Raw genomic sequence first — 24,668 nt, 5'->3', positions numbered from 1 at the left:
ACCCCGTTACGGGTAGGGAATACCGGGTCGGGCAGACTTTCCCCACGCCCATCCCCTCTCCCAGGAGTGAGCCACGCCGATGTCGCTGCTCGCCAGATCCAGCCTCGCCAACCGGGGGCTCGTCGCCCTGATCGCGGTGGTGACCGCGGCGTTCGGGGCGTTCACCGTCCCCTCGCTCAAGCAGCAGTTGCTGCCCTCGCTGGAGTTCCCCGGCGCGTTCGTCGTCGCGGTCTACCCGGGTGCCTCGCCGGAGATCGTCGAGGCGCAGGTGACCGAGCCGATCGAGAACAGCCTCCAGAGCATCCCCGGGCTGGAGAAGGTCACCTCCACCTCGCGGGAGGGGTCGGCGACGATCGCCGTGGAGTTCGTCTTCGGCACCGACGTCGACGACGTGGCCAACAAGATGCAGACCGCGCTGAGCCGGGTCGACGCGCAACTGCCCGACGACGTGGACCCGCAGGTCATCACCGGCAGCACCGACGACCTGCCGGCCGTGGTGCTGGCCGCCACCGGCGGCGGTGACGAGCAGGCCCTCGCCGCCAAGCTGCGCGACACGGTGGTCCCCGAGCTGGAGGGGATCGACGGGGTCCGCACGGTCGCCGTCACCGGCACCCGCGAGCAGGTCGTGACGATCGTGCCGGACCCGGCGAAGTTCGCCGCCGCCAAGCTGAGCCCGACCGCGATCGCCACCGCGCTGAAGTCCAACGGCGTCGCCGTCCCGGCCGGCGCGGTCGTCGACGGCACCACCGCGCTGCCGGTGCAGGTGGGTGCCCCGGTCACCACCCTCGACCAGCTGCGTAGCATCGCCCTCACCCCGACCGCGCCGAAGGCCGCCCCGGTCCGGCTCGGCGACGTGGCGACCGTCGAGCAGCAGCTCGCCCCGGCCACCGCCATCACCCGCACCAACGGCAAGGAGAGCATCGGGGTCCAGATCACGGCCGCGCAGGACGGCAACGCCGTACGGATCTCGCACGACATCCGGGACCGGCTGGACGACCTGCGGTCCGCCTCGGGCGCCGAGCTGACCATCGTGTTCGACCAGGCCCCGTTCGTGGAGAAGTCGATCGAGAGCCTGACCACCGAGGGGCTGCTCGGTCTGCTGATGGCGGTCGTGGTGATCCTGGTGTTCCTGCTGTCGGTCCGGTCCACCCTGGTCACCGCCGTGTCCATTCCGCTGTCGGTGGTGGTGGCGCTGCTCGCCCTCTGGGCCGGCGACTACTCGCTCAACCTGCTCACCCTGGGTGCGCTCACCATCGCGGTCGGGCGGGTGGTGGACGACTCGATCGTGGTGTTGGAGAACATCAAACGCCACCTGGAGTACGGCGAACCCAAGCGGGACGCGATCGTCACCGCCGTCCGCGAGGTGGCCGGGGCGGTGACCGCGTCGACGCTCACCACGGTCGCGGTGTTCGCGCCGATCGCGCTGGTGGGCGGGTTCGTCGGGCAGCTCTTCGCGCCGTTCGCGATCACCGTGACGGTGGCCCTGCTCGCCTCGTTGCTGGTGTCGCTGACGGTGATCCCGGTGCTGGCGTACTGGTTCCTCAAGCCGCCGCGTGACGGGGCGGACGAGGCGGTGCGTCGGGCCGCCGAGGCCAAGGAGCTGCGCAGCCCGTTGCAGCGGGCGTACCTGCCGGCGATCGGGTTCGCCACCCGGACCCGCGGGACCCGGTGGATCACCGTGGCGGTGGGCATCCTGCTGCTGTTCGGCACCTTCGGGCTGGCCCAGAAGCTGGAGACCAACTTCCTCGACGACTCCGGCCAGGACACCCTGAGCATCAGCCAGAAGCTGCCGGCCGGGTCCGGGCTGGCCGCCACCGACGAGGCCGCCCGCCTGGTCGAGGGGGTGCTGGCGCGTACCGACGGGGTCGAGACCTACCAGGTGAGCGCGGGCGGCAACGACCAGCCGTGGCTGGCCGGCGGCGGCAACAACACCGCCCGCTGGTCGGTGGCGCTCGGTGGCGACACCGACGCCAAGGAGATGAAGGAGGTCCTGCGCCGGGAGTTCGACCGGCTCGGTGCCAACGCCGGCGAGTTGAGCTTCGACAACGGGCAGGGCGGCACCTCGGGCAGCCAGTTGGAGGTGGTCGTCCAGGCCGCCGACACCGACACCCTGAACCGGGCCGCCGACCAGGTCCGGGCCGCGATGGCCGGCACCCCCGGCGTCGAGGACGTCGCCACCAGCCTGGCCGACCGGGTGCCCCGGGTCGACGTGACCGTCGACCGGTTGGCCGCGGCCCGGGTGGGCCTCAGCGAGGCGGCGGTCGGGCAGTTGGTGTCGCAGGCGTACCGGGGCAGCCCGCTGGGTCGGGTCACCCTCGACGGCGGGCAGCAGGACGTGGTGCTGCGGACGACGGCGGCCCCGCCGCTGACCGAGGAGCAGTTGCGGGCGCTGCCGGTGGGCCCGGTGAAGCTGGACGACATCGCCGACGTCACCCGGGGCGAGGGGCCGCAGCAGATCACCCGGATCGACGGTGAGCGCAGCGTCTCGGTGACCGGCACGGCCACTGGCTCCAACCTCGGCGCGACCACGACCGAGCTGAAGAAGCGGCTGGACGACGTGGACGTGCCGGGGGCGACGATCGCCGTGGGTGGCGCGAGCGCCCAGCAGGAGGACGCCTTCGGCGATCTGGGCCTGGCCGTGCTGGCGGCGATCGCGATCGTCTTCCTGATCATGGTGGCGACGTTCCGGAGCATCACCCAGGCGCTGATCCTGCTGATCTCCATCCCGTTCGCGGCGACCGGCGCGATCGGCCTGCTGCTGGTCACCGGGACCCCGCTGGGTGTGCCGGCGCTGATCGGCGTGCTCATGCTGGTCGGCATCGTGGTGACCAACGCGATCGTGCTGCTGGATCTGATCAACCAGTACCGGGCGCAGGGGATGGGCATCACCGAGGCGGTGGTCGAGGGCGGCCGGCGTCGGCTCCGGCCGATCCTGATGACGGCGGTGGCGACGATCTTCGCGCTGCTGCCGATGGCCTTCGGGCTGACCGGCGAGGGCGGCTTCATCTCCCAGCCGCTGGCGGTGGTGGTGATCGGTGGCCTGCTCAGCTCGACCCTGCTCACCCTGGTCCTGGTGCCGACCCTCTACACGATGGTGGAACGCACCAAGGAGTCGCTGCGCGAGCGGCGGGCCGGCCGGCGGGGGCGGACCTCCGACGGGGACGGGACCAGCGCGACGCCCGCCGAGCCGGACGCCGAGGTGCCCGTGCCGGTGGGTGCCCCGGCGGCCGAGGCGTCGGACGAACCACCGGCCCGGCCGGCCCCGTCGGCCGCGCTGGTGGACGGCACCGACCAGTTCGAGGTGCTGCGGCTGCCCAAGAGCCGCCGGTCGCCGCTGCCACCGAGCGAGTAGGCCCTCCCGGTCGCGTACGCAGCGGCCACCCCCGACCCGCCGCGACCGGGTCGGGGCAGGGCCGCCGTCGCGCCACGACGCGCCCCCGGTCCGGGGTCACCGGGCCGGGGGCGCGTCGCGTCGCACCCGGGACAGCGGGCCGGACACCGGGTACGGTCACCCCGTGGTCCTCTACCGTCGGTCATCGTCGATCCACCCTGGGTGATGGGCGGCGATCGGGCGGAGCCGGCCGAACCGGGCGGCAGGCGGTGGGACCGGCGGCGGGTGCTCGGTGGTGGGGCGCTGCTGGCCGGGGGTGTCGCGTTGGGGGCCGCCGGCATGTCCCAGGGCACCTGGCTGGCCGACCGGCACCTGCCGGTGTCCGGCGGCCCGGCCAGCGCCACCGTCGGTAACCGGCGGCAGGACGTCGGCTCGGGCGGGCTCCAGGTGGTGTGGCACGTCCCGACCACGCGACCGCTGGTGGCGTTGACCTTCGACGACGGCCCGCTGCCGCGGTGGACGCCGACCGTCCTGGACACTCTGGACAGGCACGCGGTGCCGGCGACCTTCTTCCTGGTCGGGGAGCGGGTGCGCCGGCACGCCGGGTTGATCCGGGGGCGGTTGGCCCGGCACGAGGTGGGCAACCACAGTTGGCGGCACCGGGACCTGGCGCGGTCGGCCGCCGCAGCCGTGCACGACGACCTGCGCCGGTCGCACGAGGCCATCGCCGAGGTCACCGGGACGCCACCCCGGCTGCTCCGCCCCCCGTACGGGCACCTGGGCGGCGGGGTGCTGCACGCCGCCGTACGTCTCGACTACCGGGTCGTGCTCTGGTCGTTGCAGATGGTGGAGGGGGAGTACCCGGACGACCCGGCGGGGCACGCCCGGCGGATCGTGTCCGACGTGGTGCCGGGCACCATCCTGCTCGCCCACGACGCGGGCCCGGAGAACCGTCAGGTGGCGCTGCGCGGGTTGGCCGCGATGATCACCGGCCTGCGGGACCGGGGCTACACCTTCGTCACGGTCTCCGAGCTGCTGGCCCACCCGACCGGCTCCCGAACCGGGGGGTAGGGTCCGGGCACGTGTCCTCTCCGCTCTCCGTTCTCGTCCGTAACCGGGACTTCCGCAATCTCTTCCTCGCCGAACTGGTGGTCTTCGGCGCCGACTGGTTCGTCATGGTGCCGCTGCTGGTGCTGCTGCCGGAGCTGACCGGCAGCGGGGTGTGGGGCGCCCTGGTGCTGGCGCTGGACACCGGGGTGCTGGCGCTGCTGCTGCCGTACACCGGGACCATCGCCGACCGGTTCGACCGCCGGAAGGTCATGATGGCCGCGAACGGCGTGACGCTGCTCGGCGTGCTGCTGCTGCTCGGTGTCCGCGACGCCGGGACGGCCTGGCTGGCCATGGTGGCGATCACGGCGGTGGCGGTCGGGAAGGCGTTCTACTCGCCGGCCGCGCAGGCCGCCCTGCCCAACGTGCTCGATCCGGCCGACCTGGCCGTCGGCAACGCCGTCGCCGGCTCCGCCTGGGGGACGATGACCGTGGTCGGGGCGTCCCTCGGTGGCGTGCTAACCGCGGCCGTCGGGCCGTACGCCTGCTTCTGGGTGGGGGTGGTCGGCCTGGTGGCGGCGGCGGGCCTGGCGGCGCTGATCCGCCGGCCGTTGCAGGCGGCCCGGGAGGCGGACCGGTCGACGCCGCGCACCTGGACGGCGATCCGCGAGGCGCTGGGCCACATCCGGCACCGACCCCGGGTGCTGGCGCTGGTGACGGTGAAGTCGGCGGTGGGGCTGGGCAACGGCGTGCTGACCGTCTTCCCCCTGCTGGCCGCCGTCTACGGGGCGGGGCCGGTCGGCACCGGTCTGCTGTTCGCGGCGCGGGGGGCGGGGGCGCTGGTGGGGCCGATCCTGATGAGCCGGGTGCTGACCAACCGGGCCTGGCTGCTGCCCGGCCTGGCCCTGTCGATGTCGCTGTACGGGCTGGCCTACCTGGGCGCGGCGGTGGCGAGCTGGTTCCCGCTGGTGCTGCTGCTGGTCTTCGTGGCGCACTTCGGCGGCGGCAGCAACTGGGTGCTGTCGAACTTCGCCCTGCAGGGCGAGGTACCCGACCGGCTGCGCGGCCGGGTGTTCGCCACCGACATGATGCTGGCGACCCTGGCGATCTCGGTCAGTCAGCTGGTGGTGGCCGGTGTGGTCGACCTGGTCGACGAGCGGGTGGTGCTGGCCGGCTGCGGCCTGGTCACGGTCGTGTACGCGGTGGGCTGGCGGATCGCCACCCGCCGGCTCTCGCTCACCGACCCGGCCACCGGAGGCGACCCGCTGACCGCCCGCTGACGACGGCGGGCGGGGCGGCCCAGTCGGCGCGGTCGCCTCAGTCGGCGCGGTCGCCCTGCGGCGGGGCGGCCGGCGGGGGGTCGGCCTGCGGCGGGGCGGCCGGCGGGTGGTCGCTCCCGCCCCAGGCGCCCCGACCCGGGTGCTCCGTGGCCTGACCGGCGGGGTAGCCGGGCGGCGGGCCGCCGGGGTATCCGGCCTGGACACCACCGGCCGGCGGCGTCCAGGTGCCCCACGGCTGACCGGGCACGGGGGACGGGGACGCGGCGCGGCGTCCGACGAAGACGGCGGCGACGACGAGGCCCAGGCCGACCGGGTAGCCGATCCAGCCGACGATGCTGACGGCGAAGCTCATGGTCTGGTACTGGCGGATCCCGCCGGAGCGGATCAGGTCCGGCAGGGCCGCGACCCAGGCGGTGGTGAGCAGTTCCAGCAGGAGCAGGACGACGGCCCCGGCGAGCAGGAACGAGCGGGACCGGCCGGGCAGCCGGCGGCCGGCGGTGGCACCGAGCACCAGGACGGTGAGCAGGGTCAGCAGGATGGGCAGGTGCCCCAGCACCTGGGTGAGCCGGTAACCGAGCATTGCCACGTCGCCTCCCGACCGGTCGATGGATCGGCGTCAGGCTAACCGAGCTGATCCAGTTCCACCGTCCGGGCGAGGGGGTACGCCGACGGTCCCGGGCCCTAGCATGATCCTGTGCCGACGACTTTCACCTCCGGGCCGGTGCGGGTGCGGGTGCCCGCCACCAGCGCCAACCTGGGCCCCGGGTTCGACGCCCTCGGGCTCGCCCTCGCCCTGCACGACGACGTGGCCGCCGAGGTGACCCCGGACGGCGTCCGGGTGGCGGTGACCGGCGAGGGCGCCGGCGACCTGCCGCCGGACGACCGGCACCTGGTGGTCGTGGCGATGCGGGCCGCCTTCGACCTGCTCGGCGCGCAGCCGCCGGGGCTGGCCCTGGAGTGCGTGAACCGGATTCCGCAGGCCCGGGGCCTGGGTTCCTCCTCGGCGGCGATCGTGGCCGGGGTGCTGCTGGCCCGGGGGCTGGTCGTCGACGGCGCGCAGCGGCTCGACGACGCCGCGGTGCTGCGGCTGGCCGCCGGGATCGAGGGGCATCCGGACAATGTCGCGCCGTGCCTGCTCGGCGGGTTCACCGTCGCCTGGACGGAGCCGACAGGTGGCCGGGCGGTTTCGCTGCCGGTCGCGGCCGGGGTCTCGCCCACCGTCTTCGTGCCGGCCGAGCGGGGGCTGACGGCCACCGCGCGGGCGGCGTTGCCGGCGACGGTGCCGCACGGGGACGCGGCGCTGAACGCGGGCCGGTCGGCGTTGCTGGTGCACGCGTTGACCGCCGCGCCGGAGCTGCTGCTGCCGGCGACGGTCGACCGGCTGCACCAGGACTACCGCGCGGCGGGGATGCCATCGACCGCAGCCCTGGTCAGCGAGTTGCGTGCGGCAGGTGTGGCGGCCGTGGTCAGTGGGGCGGGCCCGACGGTGCTGGCGTTCACCGCGCCGCCCGACGGGTTCGACCCGGGAACAGAATGGGAAGTCTGGCGGTTGCCGGTAGAGGCGCGCGGAGCGACGCTCGCACAGGGTAGACTTGGACACGCCGAGCGGGACCCTGTTGCCGCAGGTCGGAAGAGTTGATTACGCTCTAGACTCAGCACAGCCGCGAAGCACGCGATCTCTCTGCGGGTCGGCGCACCCCGAAGCTCTCGGCGGTCAGCCCGTCACCCCTGCCAAGGCCCACGCCGCACCGCAGTTTCCGCAGGTCGCCGCAGACGGCGAGACCTGCTCACCGACGTTGGTGAGTTGGGAAACCGCCCGGCTGCTGTGCCACAGACTCCCGCGACGCGTCATGCGAGGCGGGTGCACCGAGGCCGCCCGGCCACCTTGCTTGTCGATCCCGGGCAGTCCCGGCCTATCGAGGGAAGGAATCCATTGAGCGACACCACCGACGTGACGTCGGATGTTTCCAACGTCGCTGGCGATGCCACCACCGCCGCCCCCGCCCGCCGTCGGCGCAGCGGTACCGGTCTGTCGGCGATGCTGCTGCCGGAGCTGCAGAGCCTGGCCGCGTCGCTCGGCATCTCCGGGACCGCCCGCATGCGCAAGGGCGAGCTGATCAGCGCGATCTCCGAGCGGCAGCAGGGCGGCGCCGCGACCGGCACCCCTCGACCACGGGCCGAGGTGGCGGCTGCGGCCGCTCCCGTCCGGGAGGAGGTGCGCGCCGAGGTGACCCCGGAGCGGGCCGCCGAGCCGGTGCCGGCCACCCCTGCCGCCACCACCGAGCCCGAGACCCGGACCCGGACCCGGCGCAGCCGGGCCAGCACCGCCGAGTCGCGGCCGGCCGCCGAGGCACGGGCCGTCGAGACCCGACCCGCCGAGACCCGCACCGAGGAGGCACCGGTCGAGGCCGGCGAGCGTCCCGAGCGGGCCGAGGGGCGCAGCGGTCGGGACCGGGCCGAGCGGTCCGGCACCGACCGGGCCGAGCGGGCCGGTAACGACCGTGGCGAGCGGTCCGGCACCGACCGGGCCGAGCGGACGGACAACGACCGTGCCGGTCGTACCGGTAACGACCGTGGCGAGCGGGCCGGTAACGACCGGGCCGAGCGGTCCGGCGGCGACCGTGGCGAGCGGGCCGGCGGCGAGCGGGCCGAGCGCGGCGGCAACGAGCGGACCGACCGTGGTGACCGGGGCGAGCGCAACGACCGGGGCGAGCGCAACGACCGGGGTGCCGACCGCGGTCAGCGCGACAACCGCGACAACCGGGACGATTCCGACGACGACGAGGGCGGCGGCCGGCGGGGCCGGCGCAGCCGGTTCCGGGACCGTCGGCGGGGCCGGGGCGACCGGGCCGAGGGCGGCAACGACACCGGCGGTGGCCGGGAGCCGCAGGTCGGCGAGGACGAGGTCCTGGTCCCGGTGGCCGGCATCATCGACGTGCTCGACAACTACGCCTTCGTACGGACCACCGGCTACCTGGCCGGCCCGAACGACGTCTACGTCTCCATGTCGCAGATCAAGAAGTACGGCCTGCGCCGGGGCGACGCGATCACCGGCGCGGTCCGGGCCGCCCGGGACAGCGGCGGTGGCGACCAGCGGCGGGACAAGTACAACCCGCTGGTACGGCTGGACACCATCAACGGCATGGAGCCGGACGAGGCCCGTCGTCGTCCCGAGTTCTACAAGCTCACCCCGCTGTACCCGCAGGAGCGGTTGCGGCTGGAGACCGAGCCGCACATCCTGACCACCCGGGTGATCGACCTGGTGATGCCGTTGGGCAAGGGGCAGCGGGCACTGATCGTGTCGCCGCCCAAGGCCGGTAAGACCATGGTGCTCCAGGCGATCGCGAACGCGATCACGCACAACAACCCGGAGTGCCACCTGATGGTGGTGCTGGTCGACGAGCGGCCCGAAGAGGTCACCGACATGCAGCGGTCGGTGAAGGGCGAGGTCATCGCGGCCACGTTCGACCGTCCGCCGCAGGACCACACCACGGTCGCCGAGTTGGCGATCGAGCGGGCCAAGCGCCTGGTCGAGCTGGGGCACGACGTGGTCGTGCTGCTCGACTCGGTGACCCGGCTCGGCCGGTCGTACAACCTGGCGGCGCCGGCCTCCGGCCGGATCATGTCCGGTGGTATCGACTCGACGGCGCTCTACCCGCCGAAGCGGTTCCTGGGTGCGGCCCGCAACATCGAGAACGGTGGCTCGCTGACCATCCTCGCCACCGCGCTGGTGGAGACCGGCTCGATGGCCGACACGGTCATCTTCGAGGAGTTCAAGGGCACCGGCAACGCGGAGCTGAAGCTCGACCGGAAGATCGCCGACAAGCGCACCTTCCCGGCCGTGGACGTCAGCGCCTCGGGCACCCGCAAGGAGGAGATCCTGCTCGCGCCGGAGGAGCTGGCCATCATCCACAAGCTCCGCAAGGTGCTGCACTCGCTGGACTCGCAGGCGGCGCTGGACCTGCTGCTCGACCGGCTCAAGCAATCCCGCACCAACATCGAGTTCCTGATGCAGATCGCCAAGTCGACACCGGGGGAGTGACCCGCTCCGGGTGAGACCGCCACGAAGGGCACGGCCGCAGCGGCCGTGCCCTTCGTCGTACCCGGGAATTGCGGTTGTGGACTTTTCTTTCGACGGGCCTGGCAGCTCTTGAAAATTCTGTGCGCGGCCGGGTTGACTGGGGGCGAGCGGGTCCCGGCCGGGCGGTCGGGGTCCGGCCACCGACGGGCGGCGGAGGAAACCTGGGGAGGCGTCCGCCACCCGGCGGCCCGGTCGGGTGGGCTTCTGAACCTGGGGGAGGAGCCCACCCGGTCCGGCGGCCGGGCCAGGAATGCGGGGCCGTGGCGGCGGGAATGCGGGTGGGGGGCGGGTCGTTACCACTGGCGGACCGATCGTGCGGCCCGCCCGTCGGGTCGGCTCACGCCCATGGCACACTGGTCAATCGGCCACCGGTTCCGGTTCACGCCCGAGTCCGTCGCGCACCAGGCGGCGGGGGTTCAGCGGCGACCCGGCGACCACCTGACGAAAGGACCGAGGCGACATGAAGCCCAACATCCACCCGGAGTACACGACGACCGAGGTCAAGTGCTCCTGCGGCAACTCCTTCACGACCCGCAGCACCGCCAAGGGCGGCTCGATCAGCGTCGAGACCTGCAGCGCCTGCCACCCGTTCTACACCGGCAAGCAGCGCGTCCTCGACACCGCGGGCCGGGTCGCCAAGTTCCAGCAGAAGTACGCCAAGGTCCAGGCGAAGAAGGCCAAGTAGCTCCACCGAACGACGCCCGTGTCCGGCCCCGCGCCGGACGCGGGCGTCGTCCGTTGCGCCCCTCGGTGACCTCCGTGTCCCGTTCCACCGTCGCCGGACCCGTCGAAGGAGCATTCCCCACATGAGCAGCGAGCGCCTGGCCGCCCTCCTCGACGAGTACGCCGAGCTGGAGAAGCGGCTGGCCGACCCGGCCATCCACGCCGACCAGAACACCGCCCGCCGGGTCGGTCGCCGCTACGCCGAGCTGGTCGGGCTGCACAAGGCCGCCGGTGAGCTGGAGCAGGCCCGCGCCGACCTGGTCGCGGCCCGGGAACTGGCCGCCGAGGACCCGGCGTTCGGCGAGGAGGCGGACGCGATCGCGGCGACCCTGCCGGCGCTGGAGGAGCGGCTGGCCGAGCTGCTGATCCCCCGCGACCCGCACGACGCCAAGGACGTGATCATCGAGATCAAGGCCGGCGAGGGCGGCGAGGAGTCCGCGCTGTTCGCCGGGGACCTGCTGCGGATGTACACCAGGTACGCCGAGCGGCACGGCTGGCTGACCGAGGTGATCGACGCGCAGGACTCCGACCTCGGCGGGGTCAAGGACGTCTCGCTGGCCATCAAGACCAAGGGGGTCCCGGACGGCGGCAACGGCGTCTGGTCCCGGTTGAAGTGGGAGGGCGGGGTGCACCGCGTGCAGCGGGTCCCGGTCACCGAGTCGCAGGGCCGCATCCACACCAGCGCGGCCGGTGTCCTGGTGCTGCCCGAGGCCGAGGACGTCGACGTCACCATCGACCCGAACGAGCTGCGGATCGACGTGTTCCGCTCGTCGGGGCCGGGCGGCCAGTCGGTGAACACCACCGACTCGGCGGTGCGCATCACCCACCTGCCCACCGGGGTGGTGGTCTCCTGCCAGAACGAGAAGTCCCAGTTGCAGAACCGGGAGCAGGCGATGCGCATCCTGCGGGCCAGGCTGCTGGCGGTCGCCCAGGAACAGGCCGACGCCGCCGCCTCGGACGCCCGCAAGGCGCAGGTGCGCACCGTGGACCGCTCGGAGCGCATCCGCACCTACAACTTCCCGCAGAACCGGATCACCGACCACCGGATCGGCTACACCGCGTACAACCTCGACCTGGCGCTCGCCGGGGAGCTGGACGGTGTGCTGGACGCCCTCGCCGAGGCGGACCGCGCCGCCCGCCTCGCCGGCGACACCGAGCTGACCCGCCGCTGACCCGACCGGGGGTCGGGCCCGGCGGCCCGCCGGCGTGCGGCTGACGGGCCGGTGGGCCCCTGGGGGGTGTCTCAGGAGGCGCGGGAGCGGGCCTTGGCGCGCAGCATCTCCCGGTCGGCGATCTCGAACGCGAGACCGAGGGCGTCGCGCAGCGCGGTACCGGTGCCGGCGACCTCGGCGAAACCGATGCTCACCCCGACCGGGGTGCCGGGCACCAGCGACTCCCAGTCCTCGGTGCGCACCGCCGCGTCGATCCGGCGGGCCACCTCGGCCGCCTCGGTCATGCCGGCGCCGGAGAGCACCACCACGAACTCGTCGCCGCCGTAGCGGGCCACGAAGTCGCCCCGCCGCATCACCCGGTTGATCACCCCGGCGATGCGTTGCAGCACCAGGTCGCCGGAGTGGTGGCCGTGGTGGGTGTTGACCGCCTTGAAACCGTCGAGGTCGCAGACCCCGATCACCACCCGCTCGCCCCGGGACACCACCGAGCCGATGTAGCGCTCCAGCCGTCGCCGGTTGGGCAGCCCGGTCAACGGGTCGGTCAGCGCCTCACCCTCGAAGCGGGCGGCCTCCCGGCGCATCTCCTCGTGGTCGATGCGGGCCGCGATGCCGTCGATGTAGACGTCACGCAGCCGGTCGTTGCGCTGGGCGGCCAGCCGGAACGCCATCCGGTCGGCGCGGTGCGCGGCGGCGTGGTCACCGGCCCGGGAGAAGGCGATGCTGCGCAGCCGGGACAGTTCCGCCGCGCCGAGCGTCTCGGCCGACACCCGGGCCGAGTCCAGGCGGGTGATCGCCTCGATCGGACGGCCGTCGGCGACCGCGAGACAGACGTGGCCGAGCTGGCGCATGTCCCGGGCGCGGGCGCTGTCCCCACCGTGGTCGAGCAGCCGGGCCGGCTCCGGGCCGACCGGGGTCGCGTCGCCGAGCGCCGCCCGACGGACCGCCGCGTAGCCGTACGCGGCGAGGCTGCTCGGCCGCAGCCGGTCGGCCCGCCCGTCGTCGACGAACCGGGCCAGGTCGGCCGCGATGTCGCGGAGCACCCGCAGGCAGCCGTCGCTGTCGCCGTTGTGGTCCAGCGCGACGGCGTTACGCAGCCGGATGCCGGGGGCGGCGAAGGTCTCCTCGGGGATGCCGGCGGCGGCGCCGTGCTGGCGGGCCCGCTCGATCGCGCCGAGCGCGTAGCCGTGGAAGCTGAGGTAGGAGTAGGCCATCGCCAGGTCGTGCCAGCCCCAGGCGGTGTCCCGGTCCCGGTCCTCCGCCGCACCCAGCGCCCGCGCCGCCCGGACCAGGTGGGTGACGCAACGGTCCAGCGCGCCCTGGTGGTGCGCGGCGAGCGCGGCCAGCGCGTTGAGGTGCCCGTGCAGGTAGGGCTCGGGGAGGTCGCGCACCGCCCCGGAGGCCTCCTCGATGGCCCTGGTGAACTCGGCAGTCCGGCCCAGGTTGATCAACGCGCAGAGCCGCTGCACCAGCGCGTCCGCCCGGGTGTACGGGTCGGCGGTGGTGCGCAGCACCCGGTCGAGGACGCCCACCGCCTCGGCCGAGCGGCTCGACTCCTGGAGGCTGCGGGCATGCGTGAGGGCGTCAACCTGGTCATCGACCCGGTCGAGCCACCCCACCTGGCGAACCTCCCGTCGGTGTGCGCCCGGCCGCACCCACTCGTGGCGGGACCGACGACGCCCCATGATTATGGCGTGACCTCACTCCCACGCCACCCGTCCGAAGGGACAGAACACGAGCGGACCTCGCCCGTGGTGGCCCGCGCCGCCCGTACCCTCGCCGCCGCCGGGGTGGCCTCGGCCCGGTCCGAGGCGGAGCAGCTCGCCGCGTACGTGCTCGACTTGCCCCGGGGCCGGCTCGCCCTGACCGACGGCTTCAGCCCCGCCGAACGGGCCCGGTACGACGCGCTGGTGGCCAGGCGGGCCGACCGGGAGCCGTTGCAGCACCTGACCGGCCGGGCCGGCTTCCGGCACCTGGAGTTGGCGGTCGGCCCGGGGGTCTTCGTGCCCCGCCCGGAGACGGAGCTGCTGGCCGGCTGGGGCGTCGAGCGGGCGCTGACCCGGCCGGACCCGGTGGTGGTCGACCTGTGCAGCGGCTCCGGGGCGATCGCGCTCGCGGTGGCGCAGGAGGTGCCGGCGGCCCGGGTGGTGGCGGTGGAACGGTCCCCGGCCGCGTTGACGTGGCTGCGTCGCAACGCCGCCGAGCGGGCCGCCGCCGGGGACCGGCCGGTCGAGGTGGTGGCCGCCGACGTCACCGACCCGGGGCTGCTGGCCGACCTGGCCGGCGCGGTGGACGTGCTGCTGTGCAACCCGCCGTACGTGCCACGGTCGGTGCCGGTCCCGCCGGAGGTGGCCGGGCACGACCCCGACGAGGCGGTGTTCGGCGGAGCGGACGGGCTGGCGGTGCTGCGGCCGGTGCTGCGCCGGGCGGCCGAGCTGCTGCGACCCGACGGCGAGCTGGGCGTGGAGCACGACGACACGCACGGCGGGGCGGTGCCGGCGCTGCTGGCGGCCGACGGCCGGTACACGGCGGTGCGGGCGCACCGGGACCTGGCCGGCCGGCCCCGGTTCGCCACCGCGTCCCGCCGGTCGGACGGCCCGCACGCCGTCCGGGCGTCGGCGTGGCAGACTGGCTCCTCGTGATGCTCTACGACTGTCGGTCACCCGCCGACCGGGACCGCGGCATCGCCGCGGCGATCGAGGCGGTCAAGAACGGCGAGCTGGTCGTTCTCCCCACCGACACGGTCTACGGGATCGGCGCGGACGCGTTCACCCCGTACGCGGTCAAGGCCCTCTCCGACGCCCGGGGCGGCAGCCAGGCGGCGCCGCCGGTGCTGATCGGCTCCCGGCACACCCTCGACGGCCTGGTCTTCTCGCTGCCCCGCGCGGCCCGTGACCTGGTCGAGGCGTTCTGGCCCGGTGCGTTGACCATCGTGGTGGAGCACTCGCCGAGCCTCGCCTGGGACCTGGGCGGCGACGCCGACGGCACGGTGGCGGTCCGGATGCCGCTGCACCCGGTGGCGCTGGAGGTGCTGCGGGAGACCGGCCCGATGGCGGTGGCCGCGGCCAACAAGGTGGGCCAGTCGCCGGCGTTGACCGCTGAGGAGGCCCGTGACCAGCTCAGCTACTCGGTGCGGGTCTACCTGGAGGCCGGGGCCTGCCCCGACCCGGTGCCGAGCACCATCGTCGACCTGACCGGGGAGACGCCCCGGCTGCTGCGGGCCGGCGCGATCACCCTCGACCAGCTCCGCGACGTCGCGCCGGACCTCCTCGACGAGCGGGGAGCCTGAGTGCCGCCGTTCACCGTCCTGCACGTCTGCATGGGCAACATCTGCCGGTCCCCGATGGCCGAACGGCTGCTGGTGCTCGCCGTGCGCGAGCGGCTGGAGCGGCTCGGCGTCGACCCGGCCGACGCGGACGCGCTGCTGCACAGCCACAGCGCCGGCACCGGCGGGTGGCACGCGGGGGAGGAGATGAACCCGCCGGCCGCCCGGCAGGTGCTCGGTCGCGGTGGTGACGTCGAGGGTTTCGCCGCCCGCAAGCTGCGCTCCGACCTGATCGACGCCGCCGACCTGGTCCTCACCGCCACCGCCGACCAGCAGGAGTACGTGGTGGCGCTGCGCCCGGACGCGGCGTCGCGCACCTTCGTGCTGGGCGAGTTCGGCAGGCTGCTCGGCGCGCTGGACACCGCCGCCCTGCCGCCGGCCGACGCCACCCCGGACGCCGTGTACGCCCGCGGGGTGGCCCTGGTGGCGGCGGTCGACGCGGCCCGGCAGGGGGCGGGCGCGCTGCACTCCGACGACCTGGACGACCCGTGGGGCCGGGGCGACCAGTGCTTCAGCCGGGTGGCCGACGAGATCGAGGAGACGGTGCACCCGCTCACCTCGGCGCTGCTGCCGTGACCGTCGCCGGCTGAGGGACGCCCCGTCCGGGTGACCGGCGCGGCGTGTCCCGTCCCGCGCGCCGTGTCCGTCCCGCGAAGTTCCTCCGGTTTCGGGAAAAGATGAGAGTTCGGGCGGTTTTGCGGGTCATGCTGAACGGGTCCTGACGACTCCTGCGGGGAGTACTGATGATCCGGGCCCTCCACAAGGCGTTCACCGTGCTGCTCGCCGGCGTCCTCGCCGGTCTGGTGCTGGCCGCGGCGGCCCTGCCGCTCGCCCTGGTGTTCGGCCTCGGCTTCGGCGGCATCGCCTCGTCCTACGCCGAACTGCCCAACACCCTGCGCACCCCACCCACCGCCCAGCGGTCCACCCTCTACGCCGCCGACGGCGTCACCCTGATCACGTCCTTCTACACCGAGGACCGGGTGGACGTGCCGCTGGCCAAGGTGGCCCCGGTGATGCGCCAGGCCATCGTGGCCGCCGAGGACGCCCGGTTCTACCAGCACCGGGGCGTCGACCTGCGGGGCGTGGTCCGGGCGTTCACCGTCAACCAGCGCGACGGCCAGGCCCGGCAGGGCGCGTCCACGCTGACCATGCAGTACGTCCGCAACGTGCTCAGCAACGACCCCCGGCTGACCAAGGAACAGCGCAGGAAGGCCACCGAGATCAGCACCGCCCGCAAACTCCAGGAGATGCGGTACGCCCTGGCGCTGGAGCGCGAGCTGACCAAGGACGAGATCCTCACCCGCTACCTGAACATCGCCTACTTCGGCGCCGGGGCGTACGGGATCGCCGCCGCGGCCAAGCGCTACTTCTCCACCACCCCGGCCCGGTTGAGCCTGGCCCAGGCGTCGCTGCTGGCCGGGCTGGTCCGCTCCCCGGACACCGACGACCCGATCAACGGCGACGCCGACGCGGCGCTGACCCGGCGCTCGTACGTGCTGGACCGGATGGTGGCGCTGGCCCAGATCGGGCCGGTCGACGCGGCGCAGGCCCGCGAGGAACCGCTCGATCTGCGGCCCAGCCGGACGCCGAACGACTGCACCGCCGTGCCCGAGCAGCGCAACGACTGGGGCTTCTTCTGCGACTGGTTCACCCAGTGGTGGAGCGACCAGCCCGCCTTCGGCGCGACCGCCGCCGAACGGCAGGACACCCTGCGTCGGGGCGGCTTCCGGATCGTCGCCTCACTCGACCCGGCGGTGCAGCGGGCCGCCGTACGCCAGGCGACCGGCATCTACGACGTGGACGACCCCCGGGCGGCGCCGGTGGCGGTGGTCCAGCCCGGCACCGGGCGGGTGCTGGCCCTGGCGGTGAACCGCCACTACAGCGTCGCCCCCAACCCGGCCGGGCAGCGGAACTACCCGAACACGGTCAACCAGCTCGTCGCCGGTGGCAACGGCATCGAGGGCTACCAGGCAGGCTCGACGTTCAAGCTGTTCACCCTGCTGGCCGCCCTGGAGTCCGGGCTGCCGCTGGAGACCGCCTTCGTCGCGCCGAGCCGGATCGTGACCCGGTTCCCGACCGACGACCCCCGGTCGAGCTGCGGCGGCCGGTGGTGCCCGGTCAACGCCACCCCCGAGTGGATGGACGGCTACCGCACCATGTGGACCGCGTTCGGCCGCTCGGTGAACACCTACTTCGCCTGGCTCACCGAGAGGGTCGGCGCGGACCGGGTGGTCGAGATGGCCGAGCGGCTGGGCATCCGGTTCCGCGCCCCCGACGACGCCGAGCTGGCCCGGTCCGGGGCGCGCGACTGGGGGGCGTTCACCCTCGGCGTCTCCTCCACCACCCCGCTCGACCTGGCCAACGCGTACGCCACGGTGGCCGCCGAGGGGACCTGGTGCGCGCCGCTGCCGGTCGTGTCGATCACCGACAGCGCCGGGAAGGAGGTGGCCGCCGGCCGGCCCGACTGTCGGCAGGTGATCGACACCGAGGTGGCCCGGGCCGCCGCCGACGCGGCCCGCTGCCCGGTCGGCGACCAGTCGATGTACCGCCGCTGCGACGGCGGCACGGCCGAGCAGCTCCGCCCGGGGCTGGGTCGCCCGGTGGCCGGCAAGACCGGCAGTTCGGAACGGAACGAGACCGAGTCGGTGGTGGCGTTCACCCCGCAGCTCGCGGTTGCCCAGATCGCCGCCAACCCCGACGACCCTCGGGACGCGGTCGGGGCCGCCGTCCAGTCCCGGATGGTCGACGCGGTGGGCCGCATCCTCGCCGCCGCCCTGGCCGACAGCCCGGTCCGCGACTTCGTCCCGCCCGGCGAGTCGGTCACCTACCGGCTCGCCCCCACCCCCCGCGACGGCAACTGACCCCCCGCCCCCGCCCCCGCCCCGCCCCGCCCCCGCCCCCCGCCTCCCGCCCCCGCCTCCCGCCCCGTCGATCATGGAGTTGTGGTGCTCGCAGAACGGGTCGAAACAGTCTGATCCGTCCACCGCAACTCCATGATCGACGGAAGTCGGGGGGTTAGGGGGTGGGGGTGTGTCGGGCGATGTTGCGGGCCATGCCGCCGAAGATGATCGTGTGGAACGGGGCGACCGAGAGCCAGTAGAGGTGGCCGGGTAGGCCCCGGGGGAGGAAGACGGCGCGTTGCACGTACCGGCTGCGGCCGTCGCCGGCCGGCTCGGCGCGCAGCTCCAGCCAGGCCCGGCCGGGTAGCCGCATCTCGGCGCGCAGCCGCAGCAGTTCTCCGGGGACGATCTCCTCCACCCGCCAGAAGTCCAGCGCCTCGCCGACCTGGAGGCGGTGCGGATCGCGCCGGCCCCGGCGCAGCCCCACCCCGCCGACCAGCCGGTCCAGCCAGCCGCGTACCGACCAGGCGAGCGGGAACGAGTACCAGCCGTGCTCGCCGCCGACGCCCTCGATGACCCGCCAGAGCGCGGCCGGCGGGGCGGCCACCTCCTGCTCCCGCACGTCGGTGTAGGCGGTCCCGCCGGACCAGTCCGGGTCCGACGGCAGGGGTTCGGCGGGGGCGTCCGGGCCGCTCGCGTTGGACCAGCGGGTCTCCACCTGGGCGTCGCGCACCTTGGTCAGGGCCAGCGCCACGGCGTCGTCGAAGCCGGTCAGCCCGCCCGGCGGATCGGGCAGCCACCTGGCGATGTCGTGCTCGTGCGCGACCGCCTCGTGGATCAGGCTCTCCACCAGCGGGCGGGCGATGGCGTTCGGCACCGGGGTGATCAGTCCCACCCAGTGCGAGGACAGCGCCGGGGTCAGCGGACGGACCGGCACGATGATCCGGCGGCGCAGCCCGGCGACCCGCGCGTAGCGCTGCATCATCTCCCGGAAGGTGAGCACGTCCGGGCCGGCGATGTCGAAGGCCCGGTCCACCTCCGGCGGCAGGCCGGCGCAGCCGACCAGGTAGCGCAGCACGTCCCGGACGGCGATCGGCTGGATCCGGTTGCGGACCCAGCGGGGGGTGACCATGGCGGGCAGCCGCTCGGTGAGGTAGCGCAGCATCTCGAACGAGGCCGACCCGGAACCGATGATCACGGCGGCCCGCAGCACCACCGTGGGCACCTCTCCGGCGAGCAGGATCCGGGCCACCTCGGCCCGGGAGCGCAGGTGTGGCGAGGTCGAGCCGCCGGCCGCCGGCTCCGGCCCGCCCAGGTAGACGATCCGGCGTACGCCGGCCGCGGCGGCGGCCTCGGCGAAGTTGGTGGCGGCCTCCCGGTCGGCCGCCTCGAAGTCGGCCCGCCCGAGCGAGTGCACCAGGTAGTACGCGACGTCGACGTCGGCGAAGGCGGCCGGGAGCGTCTCCGGCCGGCGCAGGTCCCCCTCGGCGATCTCGGCCTGCGCCGCCCAGGGCACGTCGCGCAGCCGACCGGCCTTGCGGGCCAGGCAGCGCACCTGGTGTCCCTCGGCCAGCAGGCGGGGCGCGAGCCGGCCGCCGATGTATCCGGTCGCGCCGGTGACGAGGCATCTCACGGACACCAGTGTGCGGCTCCGTACACTCTTTCGCTGTGGAGAACGTGAAGCGCACCTGGTGGGGGCCGGAGCGGGGGCGGCCCGTCGTGGCCGCGCCGCACGGCGACGGCCCGGACAACCCGCGTGGCTGAGCCCGGGGCGCGCGGGTCGGCGGTGGCCGACGACCAGGGATGGCGCCTGCGTCACCTGCCGGTGCTGCTGGCCGCCTCGGCGGTGCTGGGGGTGGCCGCCGCGCTGGTCGGTGCGGTGACCGGGGGCGGCGTGGCGGCCCTCGGCGCGGCGGCCGGGGTGGCGGTGACCGTGGTCAGCTACAGCCTGACCACGGTGGTGCTGGCCAGGGCCGACGCGGTCAACCCGCAGCTGGTGCTGCCGCTCGGGCTGGGCCTCTACATCGCCAAGTTCACCCTGCTGGGGGTGGTCATGGTGGCGGTGGCATCGACCGGCTGGGGTGGCCTGGTTCCACTCTGTGTCGGCATCGCCGCCGGCGTGGTGGTCTGGACCGGAGTGCACATCTGGTGGCTGACCAGGGTGTATTCCCGTCGACCCGGCTCCTGACTGTCCCACATGGTGGGCGGGCGGGCGACTGTCCGCGTGCGGTCGTTCTCTCCCTTGCGGAAGGGGAGTAGCGTGCCCCCAGACGATGGAGCCCGCCCGATGCCCACACAACGACGGTTGTGCGGGGGGTGAGGCACAGCCTCGTCTCCCCGGCTGATATCGTTCGCCCCGTCATGGCTGGTGACCAAAACCCCCGACCCACCGGTGGCCCGGACGACGTTCCGACCGGCGCCGGTCAGGGTTGGACCGCGCTCTCGTACCTCATCGGGGGCATGCTCGTCTGGGGTTTCATCGGCTGGCTGGTCGACCAGTGGCTCGACTCCGGCGGCATCGCCACCGGGATCGGTGTCGTGCTCGGCATGGCCGGGGGGATCATCCTGGTCGTCCGCCGGCTCGGCACGCCTACTTAGGAAGGGACGCGGTGTTCGGACAGGCGAACGTCCTGGCAGCGGGCCAGGCGGCATTCCCACCCAGCGTGGAGGACTTCTACCTGCCCAGCATCCTGCCCTGGGGTGCGCACGACTCGTACTGGTTCACCAAGATCACGGCGATGGTGTGGGTCGCCGTCGGCATCCTGATCATCTTCTTCCTGGCGACCTACCGGAAGCCGCAGCTGGTCCCGACCAAGAAGCAGTGGCTCGCCGAGTCGATCTACGGCTTCGTGCGGAACAACATCGCGGTCGACATGATCGGGCACCGGGGGGTGCGGTTCGCGCCGTACTTCACCACGCTGTTCTGCTTCGTGCTGCTGACCAACTTCTTCGCGATCGTGCCGTTCTTCCAGATCTCGCCGAACTCGCACATCGCCTTCCCGGCGATCCTCGCCGTGATCAGCTACCTGATGTTCAACTACGTCGGCATCCGGCACCACGGCTTCGTGAAGTACTTCAAGAACTCCCTGATCCCGCCGGCGCCCTGGTACATCCTGCCGCTGCTGATCCCGATCGAGTTCTTCTCGACCTTCCTCGTGCGGCCGTTCTCGCTGGCCGTGCGTCTGTTCGCCAACATGTTCGCCGGGCACATGCTGCTGCTGGTCTTCACCCTCGGCGGCTTCGCGATGCTCAGCGCCAACGCCTGGCTCGCGCCGGTCTCGGTGTTGTCCTGGGTGATGACCATCGCGCTCACCTTCCTCGAATTCCTGGTCATCTGCCTGCAGGCCTACGTCTTCACCGTCCTCACCGCAAGCTACGTGCAGGGCGCGCTCGCCGACGAGCACTGATCCAACCGGGCGGGGGCTCGCCAGCGAGCACTGGTCCACCGCATCAACCCGTTGTCGTCCCGCGTGAGAGTCACGCGAGATACCCAGGAGGAACCACACCCATGGACGCTAGCGTTCTCGCCGAGGTCACCGGCAGCACCGCCGCCATCGGCTACGGCCTCGCCGCCATCGGCCCGGGCATCGGCGTCGGCCTGGTCTTCGCCGCCTACATCCAGTCGACGGCCCGCCAGCCGGAGTCGTCCCGGATGACCCTGCCGTACGTCTGGATCGGCTTCGCCGTCATCGAGGCGCTCGCGCTGCTGGGCATCGCCTTCGGCTTCATCTGGGCCGGCTGACCCAGTCCCCGCAGACCAGGAGGTCATCCATGTACTTCCTCGCCGCTGAGGGTGGTGAGTCGACGCACAACCCGATCATTCCGCTCTGGCAGGAGATCGTGGTCGGCAGCGTCGCCTTCGCCGTGCTCTGCTTCGTGCTGATGAAGTTCGTCTTCCCCCGCATGGAGCAGACGTTCCAGGCCCGGGTCGACGCGATCGAGGGCGGGATCAAGCGCGCCGAGGCCGCCCAGGCCGAGGCCAACCAGCTCCTCGAGCAGTACCGCGCGCAGCTCGCCGAGGCGCGTACCGACGCTGCCAAGATCCGGGACGACGCCCGGGCCGACGCGGAGGGCATCCGGCAGGACATCCTCGGCAAGGCGCGGGAGGAGTCCGACCGGATCATCGCGGCCGGCAAGGAGCAGCTCGCCGCCGAGCGGGCCACCATCGTGCGTGAGCTGCGGGCCGAGGTCGGCACCATCGCGGTGGACCTGGCCAGCAAGATCGTCGGTGAGTCGCTGGCCGACGAGGCGCGCCGCAAGGGCACCGTCGACCGGTTCCTGAGCAACCTCGAGAGCACGGGGGCCCGCTGATGCAGGCCGCCAGCCGGGAGTCGTACGCGGTCGCGGCCGAGCGCCTCGACGCGTACGTCCGCGGGGCGGAGCCGTCGGTGGTGGCGACCGCCGCCGACGACATCCTCTCCGTCGCCGCCCTGTTGCGGGGCGAGCCGCGGCTGCGCCGGGCGCTGTCCGACCCGGCCCGCAGCGGCGACGACCGTGCGGCGCTGCTCACCGGCATCCTGACCGGCAAGATCGGCGCGGACGCGCTCGACCTGCTGTCCGGACTGGTCGCCGGGCGCTGGTCGACGCCGTCGGAGCTGCTCGACGGCACCGAGCGGCTCGGGGTGGAGGCGCTGCTGGCCAGTGCCGACGCCGCGGGCGACCTCGGTGAGGTCGAGGACGAGCTGTTCCGCTTCGGCCAGGTGGTCGCCGGCCAGTCCGCGCTCTCCGCGGCGCTGGCCGACCCGATCGCCCCGGCCGGGCAGCGGGCCGCACTGGCCCGGGAACTGCTCGCCGGCAAGGCCCGGCCGGTCACCGTCCGCCTCGTCGAGGTGGCCCTCGGCGGGTTCGGGGGACGCTCCTTCACCGGGGCGCTCACCCGGCTGGTCGAGCTGGCCGCCGACCGGCGGGACCGTCAGGTCGCGTACGTGACCGTGGCGGCTCCGTTGAGTGAGTCCGACGAGCGACGGCTCGGTGCCCGCCTCTCCGCGATGTACGGTCGAGAGGTTTCCGTCAAGCAGACGGTCGACCCGGAGGTGCTCGGTGGGGTGAGCGTGCGGGTCGGTTCCGACCTGTACGACGGCACCGTCCTGCGCCGCCTCAACGAGACCCGCAACGCGCTCGTGCAGCGCTGACCAGCGGCCTCGCCGCCCTTTGATCGACGCCATTCGGACCGGTCGGTACTAGGTATCCCGGGCCCCTGATACTTAAGGAAGCAGAGGATGGCCGAGCTGACCATCTCGACGGAGGAGATCCGCGGCGCCCTGGAGCGCTACGTCTCCTCCTACTCGACCGACGTCTCCCGCGAGGAGGTCGGCACCGTCGCCGACACCGGTGACGGCATCGCCCACGTCGAGGGCCTGCCCTCGACCATGACCAACGAACTCCTGGAGTTCGAGGACGGCACGCTCGGCGTGGCGTTGAACCTCGACGTGCGGGAGATCGGTGTCGTCGTTCTCGGTGACTCCGCCAAGCTGGAGGAGGGGCAGCGCGTCAAGCGCACCGGCCGGGTGCTCTCCGTACCGGTCGGCGACGCCTTCCTCGGCCGCGTGGTCAACGCGCTCGGCCAGCCGATCGACGGCCTCGGCGACATCGCCGACGAGGGCTACCGCGAGCTGGAGCTCCAGGCCCCCAACGTGATGTCCCGGCAGTCGGTCGACGAGCCGCTGCAGACCGGTATCAAGGCGATCGACGCGATGACCCCGATCGGTCGGGGCCAGCGGCAGCTGATCATCGGCGACCGGAAGACCGGCAAGACCACCGTCGCGCTGGACACCATCCTCAACCAGCGGGACAACTGGCGTTCCGGCGACCCGAAGAAGCAGGTCCGCTGCATCTACGTCGCCATCGGTCAGAAGGCCTCCACGATCGCCTCGATCAAGGGCATCCTGGAGGACGCGGGCGCGCTGGAATACACCACCATCGTGGCCTCCCCGGCGTCCGACCCGGCCGGCTTCAAGTACCTCGCCCCCTACACCGGCTCGTCCATCGGGCAGCACTGGATGTACGGCGGCAAGCACGTCCTGATCGTCTTCGACGACCTGAGCAAGCAGGCCGAGGCGTACCGGGCCGTGTCGCTGCTGCTGCGCCGCCCGCCGGGCCGTGAGGCGTACCCGGGTGACGTCTTCTACCTGCACTCCCGTCTGCTGGAGCGCTGCGCGAAGCTCTCCGACGAGCTGGGTGGCGGCTCGATGACCGGCCTGCCGATCATCGAGACGAAGGCCAACGACATCTCGGCCTTCATCCCGACCAACGTCATCTCCATCACCGACGGCCAGATCTTCCTGGAGTCCGACCTGTTCAACCAGGGCGTCCGGCCGGCCATCAACGTCGGTACCTCGGTCTCCCGGGTCGGTGGCGCCGCGCAGATGAAGCCGATGAAGAAGGTCTCCGGCTCGCTGCGGCTCAACCTGGCCCAGTTCCGTGAGCTGGAGGCGTTCGCCGCCTTCGCCTCCGACCTGGACAAGGCCTCGCAGGCCCAGCTGAACCGGGGTTCCCGGCTGGTCGAGCTGCTCAAGCAGCCGAACTACTCGCCGTACCCGGTGCAGGAGCAGGTCGTCTCGGTCTGGGCCGGCGTCGAGGGCAAGCTCGACGACGTCCCGGTCGGCGAGGTCCGTCGCTTCGAGTCGGAGTTCCTCCAGTACCTGCGGCACAAGCACGAGGGTGTGCTGGCCTCGATCGCGGACGGCAAGTGGGGCGACGACATCGCCGCCTCGCTCGACTCGGCCGTCGGCGAGTTCAAGCAGGTCTTCCTCGGCAAGGACGACGAGCGCCGGGTCAACGACGCGCCGGCCAAGCCGCTGGAGGGCGACTCCGACCGGGAGACGGTCACCCGCTACGCCGGCGGCGACGCCGAGAATCAGTAGGGCTGACTC

General features: G+C 73.2%; 21 protein-coding genes. 18 read left to right on the top strand and 3 right to left on the bottom strand.

Going from position 1 to position 24,668, the window contains the following annotated elements; all coding sequences use genetic code 11:
• The first annotated feature begins 79 nt into the window (after nucleotides 1-79).
• The 3 genes from ACN268_RS16105 (at nucleotide 80) to ACN268_RS16095 (ending at nucleotide 5,658) form a co-directional block, all read left to right on the top strand.
• A complete protein-coding gene (locus ACN268_RS16105; RefSeq protein WP_421483887.1) occupies nucleotides 80-3,352 on the top strand; it encodes an efflux RND transporter permease subunit in 3,273 nt (1,090 codons plus the stop codon).
• A gap of 204 nt (nucleotides 3,353-3,556) precedes the next feature.
• A complete protein-coding gene (locus tag ACN268_RS16100; RefSeq protein ID WP_421483886.1) occupies nucleotides 3,557-4,402 on the top strand; it encodes a polysaccharide deacetylase family protein in 846 nt (281 codons plus the stop codon).
• Nucleotides 4,403-4,413: 11 nt separating this feature from the next.
• Entirely contained in the window at nucleotides 4,414-5,658 is a 1,245-nt protein-coding gene (locus ACN268_RS16095; RefSeq protein WP_421483885.1) for an MFS transporter, read from the top strand.
• 37 nt (nucleotides 5,659-5,695) lie between these two features.
• Here ACN268_RS16095 and ACN268_RS16090 read toward each other — a convergent pair whose 3' ends face one another.
• On the bottom strand, nucleotides 5,696-6,244 hold the full coding sequence (locus tag ACN268_RS16090; protein WP_421483884.1) for a hypothetical protein: 549 nt from the start codon (nucleotides 6,242-6,244) through the stop codon (nucleotides 5,696-5,698).
• Between the two features lie 108 nt (nucleotides 6,245-6,352).
• On the opposite strand from ACN268_RS16090, the gene thrB reads away from it, so the two are divergent.
• From thrB to prfA, 4 genes are all read left to right on the top strand, one after another.
• Nucleotides 6,353-7,297 (top strand): homoserine kinase, encoded by a 945-nt coding sequence (thrB, locus tag ACN268_RS16085; RefSeq protein ID WP_421483883.1) that lies wholly within the window; start codon nucleotides 6,353-6,355, stop codon nucleotides 7,295-7,297.
• Between the two features lie 294 nt (nucleotides 7,298-7,591).
• Complete coding sequence (gene rho / locus ACN268_RS16080; protein WP_421483882.1) at nucleotides 7,592-9,700, top strand: transcription termination factor Rho; 2,109 nt, start codon at nucleotides 7,592-7,594, stop codon at nucleotides 9,698-9,700.
• A gap of 499 nt (nucleotides 9,701-10,199) precedes the next feature.
• Nucleotides 10,200-10,424: a 50S ribosomal protein L31 gene (gene rpmE, locus ACN268_RS16075; RefSeq protein WP_088642795.1), complete on the top strand. Its 225-nt coding sequence runs from the start codon at nucleotides 10,200-10,202 to the stop codon at nucleotides 10,422-10,424.
• 121 nt (nucleotides 10,425-10,545) lie between these two features.
• A complete protein-coding gene (prfA, locus tag ACN268_RS16070; protein ID WP_421483881.1) occupies nucleotides 10,546-11,634 on the top strand; it encodes a peptide chain release factor 1 in 1,089 nt (362 codons plus the stop codon).
• Between the two features lie 71 nt (nucleotides 11,635-11,705).
• Here the strand turns inward: prfA and ACN268_RS16065 are convergent, their stop codons facing one another.
• Nucleotides 11,706-13,250, bottom strand: a complete 1,545-nt coding sequence (locus tag ACN268_RS16065; protein WP_204926922.1) for a GGDEF domain-containing protein — start codon at nucleotides 13,248-13,250, stop codon at nucleotides 11,706-11,708.
• Nucleotides 13,251-13,325: 75 nt separating this feature from the next.
• Here ACN268_RS16065 and prmC point away from each other — a divergent pair, with 75 nt between their 5' ends.
• The 4 genes from prmC (at nucleotide 13,326) to ACN268_RS16045 (ending at nucleotide 17,817) form a co-directional block, all read left to right on the top strand.
• On the top strand, nucleotides 13,326-14,273 hold the full coding sequence (prmC, locus tag ACN268_RS16060; RefSeq protein ID WP_421483880.1) for a peptide chain release factor N(5)-glutamine methyltransferase: 948 nt from the start codon (nucleotides 13,326-13,328) through the stop codon (nucleotides 14,271-14,273).
• Nucleotides 14,273-14,920, top strand: a complete 648-nt coding sequence (locus ACN268_RS16055) for an L-threonylcarbamoyladenylate synthase (protein ID WP_421486910.1) — start codon at nucleotides 14,273-14,275, stop codon at nucleotides 14,918-14,920. The genes prmC and ACN268_RS16055 overlap by 1 nt, the downstream gene beginning before the upstream one ends.
• Nucleotides 14,921-15,532 carry a phosphotyrosine protein phosphatase gene (locus tag ACN268_RS16050; protein WP_421483879.1) on the top strand — a complete coding sequence of 204 codons (612 nt, stop codon included), beginning with the start codon at nucleotides 14,921-14,923 and terminating at the stop codon, nucleotides 15,530-15,532. It begins immediately after the preceding gene.
• A 167-nt stretch (nucleotides 15,533-15,699) separates the two neighbouring features.
• Nucleotides 15,700-17,817 (top strand): transglycosylase domain-containing protein, encoded by a 2,118-nt coding sequence (locus ACN268_RS16045; RefSeq protein ID WP_421483878.1) that lies wholly within the window; start codon nucleotides 15,700-15,702, stop codon nucleotides 17,815-17,817.
• A 154-nt stretch (nucleotides 17,818-17,971) separates the two neighbouring features.
• On the opposite strand, the gene ACN268_RS16040 is transcribed toward ACN268_RS16045, so the two are convergent.
• Nucleotides 17,972-19,429 (bottom strand): SDR family oxidoreductase, encoded by a 1,458-nt coding sequence (locus tag ACN268_RS16040; RefSeq protein WP_421483877.1) that lies wholly within the window; start codon nucleotides 19,427-19,429, stop codon nucleotides 17,972-17,974.
• A 123-nt stretch (nucleotides 19,430-19,552) separates the two neighbouring features.
• Between ACN268_RS16040 and ACN268_RS16035 the strand changes: the two genes are divergently transcribed.
• The 7 genes from ACN268_RS16035 to atpA all read left to right on the top strand — a co-directional run bounded on the left by ACN268_RS16035 (nucleotide 19,553) and on the right by atpA (nucleotide 24,659).
• Nucleotides 19,553-19,984 (top strand): hypothetical protein, encoded by a 432-nt coding sequence (locus tag ACN268_RS16035; RefSeq protein WP_421483876.1) that lies wholly within the window; start codon nucleotides 19,553-19,555, stop codon nucleotides 19,982-19,984.
• 173 nt (nucleotides 19,985-20,157) lie between these two features.
• Nucleotides 20,158-20,394 (top strand): AtpZ/AtpI family protein, encoded by a 237-nt coding sequence (locus tag ACN268_RS16030; RefSeq protein WP_088642787.1) that lies wholly within the window; start codon nucleotides 20,158-20,160, stop codon nucleotides 20,392-20,394.
• A gap of 11 nt (nucleotides 20,395-20,405) precedes the next feature.
• Nucleotides 20,406-21,203: a F0F1 ATP synthase subunit A gene (gene atpB / locus ACN268_RS16025; RefSeq protein ID WP_145921458.1), complete on the top strand. Its 798-nt coding sequence runs from the start codon at nucleotides 20,406-20,408 to the stop codon at nucleotides 21,201-21,203.
• Between the two features lie 101 nt (nucleotides 21,204-21,304).
• A complete protein-coding gene (locus ACN268_RS16020; RefSeq protein ID WP_067312849.1) occupies nucleotides 21,305-21,538 on the top strand; it encodes an ATP synthase subunit C in 234 nt (77 codons plus the stop codon).
• Between the two features lie 29 nt (nucleotides 21,539-21,567).
• Nucleotides 21,568-22,107, top strand: a complete 540-nt coding sequence (locus ACN268_RS16015) for a F0F1 ATP synthase subunit B (protein WP_088642785.1) — start codon at nucleotides 21,568-21,570, stop codon at nucleotides 22,105-22,107.
• Nucleotides 22,107-22,928: a F0F1 ATP synthase subunit delta gene (locus ACN268_RS16010; RefSeq protein ID WP_421483875.1), complete on the top strand. Its 822-nt coding sequence runs from the start codon at nucleotides 22,107-22,109 to the stop codon at nucleotides 22,926-22,928. The genes ACN268_RS16015 and ACN268_RS16010 overlap by 1 nt, the downstream gene beginning before the upstream one ends.
• 87 nt (nucleotides 22,929-23,015) lie before the next feature.
• Nucleotides 23,016-24,659 (top strand): F0F1 ATP synthase subunit alpha, encoded by a 1,644-nt coding sequence (gene atpA / locus ACN268_RS16005; RefSeq protein WP_421483874.1) that lies wholly within the window; start codon nucleotides 23,016-23,018, stop codon nucleotides 24,657-24,659.
• Nucleotides 24,660-24,668: the final 9 nt, after the last annotated feature.

It is taken from the genome of Micromonospora sp. WMMD735, assembly GCF_049178995.1.
GTDB lineage: Bacteria > Actinomycetota > Actinomycetes > Mycobacteriales > Micromonosporaceae > Micromonospora > Micromonospora wenchangensis.
This window is presented reverse-complemented; position numbering and strand designations above follow the sequence as displayed.

Excerpts from the sequence above, each read along its gene's own strand:
- atpA (WP_421483874.1), top strand. The coding sequence starts at position 23,016 with ATGGCCGAGCTGACCATCTCGACGGAGGAGATCCGCGGCGCCCTGGAG.
- ACN268_RS16010 (WP_421483875.1), top strand. The coding sequence starts at position 22,107 with ATGCAGGCCGCCAGCCGGGAGTCGTACGCGGTCGCGGCCGAGCGCCTC.
- ACN268_RS16100 (WP_421483886.1), top strand. The coding sequence starts at position 3,557 with ATGGGCGGCGATCGGGCGGAGCCGGCCGAACCGGGCGGCAGGCGGTGG.
- rpmE (WP_088642795.1), top strand. The coding sequence starts at position 10,200 with ATGAAGCCCAACATCCACCCGGAGTACACGACGACCGAGGTCAAGTGC.
- ACN268_RS16045 (WP_421483878.1), top strand. The coding sequence starts at position 15,700 with ATGATCCGGGCCCTCCACAAGGCGTTCACCGTGCTGCTCGCCGGCGTC.
- ACN268_RS16030 (WP_088642787.1), top strand. The coding sequence starts at position 20,158 with ATGGCTGGTGACCAAAACCCCCGACCCACCGGTGGCCCGGACGACGTT.
- ACN268_RS16105 (WP_421483887.1), top strand. The coding sequence starts at position 80 with ATGTCGCTGCTCGCCAGATCCAGCCTCGCCAACCGGGGGCTCGTCGCC.
- prfA (WP_421483881.1), top strand. The coding sequence starts at position 10,546 with ATGAGCAGCGAGCGCCTGGCCGCCCTCCTCGACGAGTACGCCGAGCTG.
- ACN268_RS16055 (WP_421486910.1), top strand. The coding sequence starts at position 14,273 with ATGCTCTACGACTGTCGGTCACCCGCCGACCGGGACCGCGGCATCGCC.
- ACN268_RS16020 (WP_067312849.1), top strand. The coding sequence starts at position 21,305 with ATGGACGCTAGCGTTCTCGCCGAGGTCACCGGCAGCACCGCCGCCATC.
- ACN268_RS16015 (WP_088642785.1), top strand. The coding sequence starts at position 21,568 with ATGTACTTCCTCGCCGCTGAGGGTGGTGAGTCGACGCACAACCCGATC.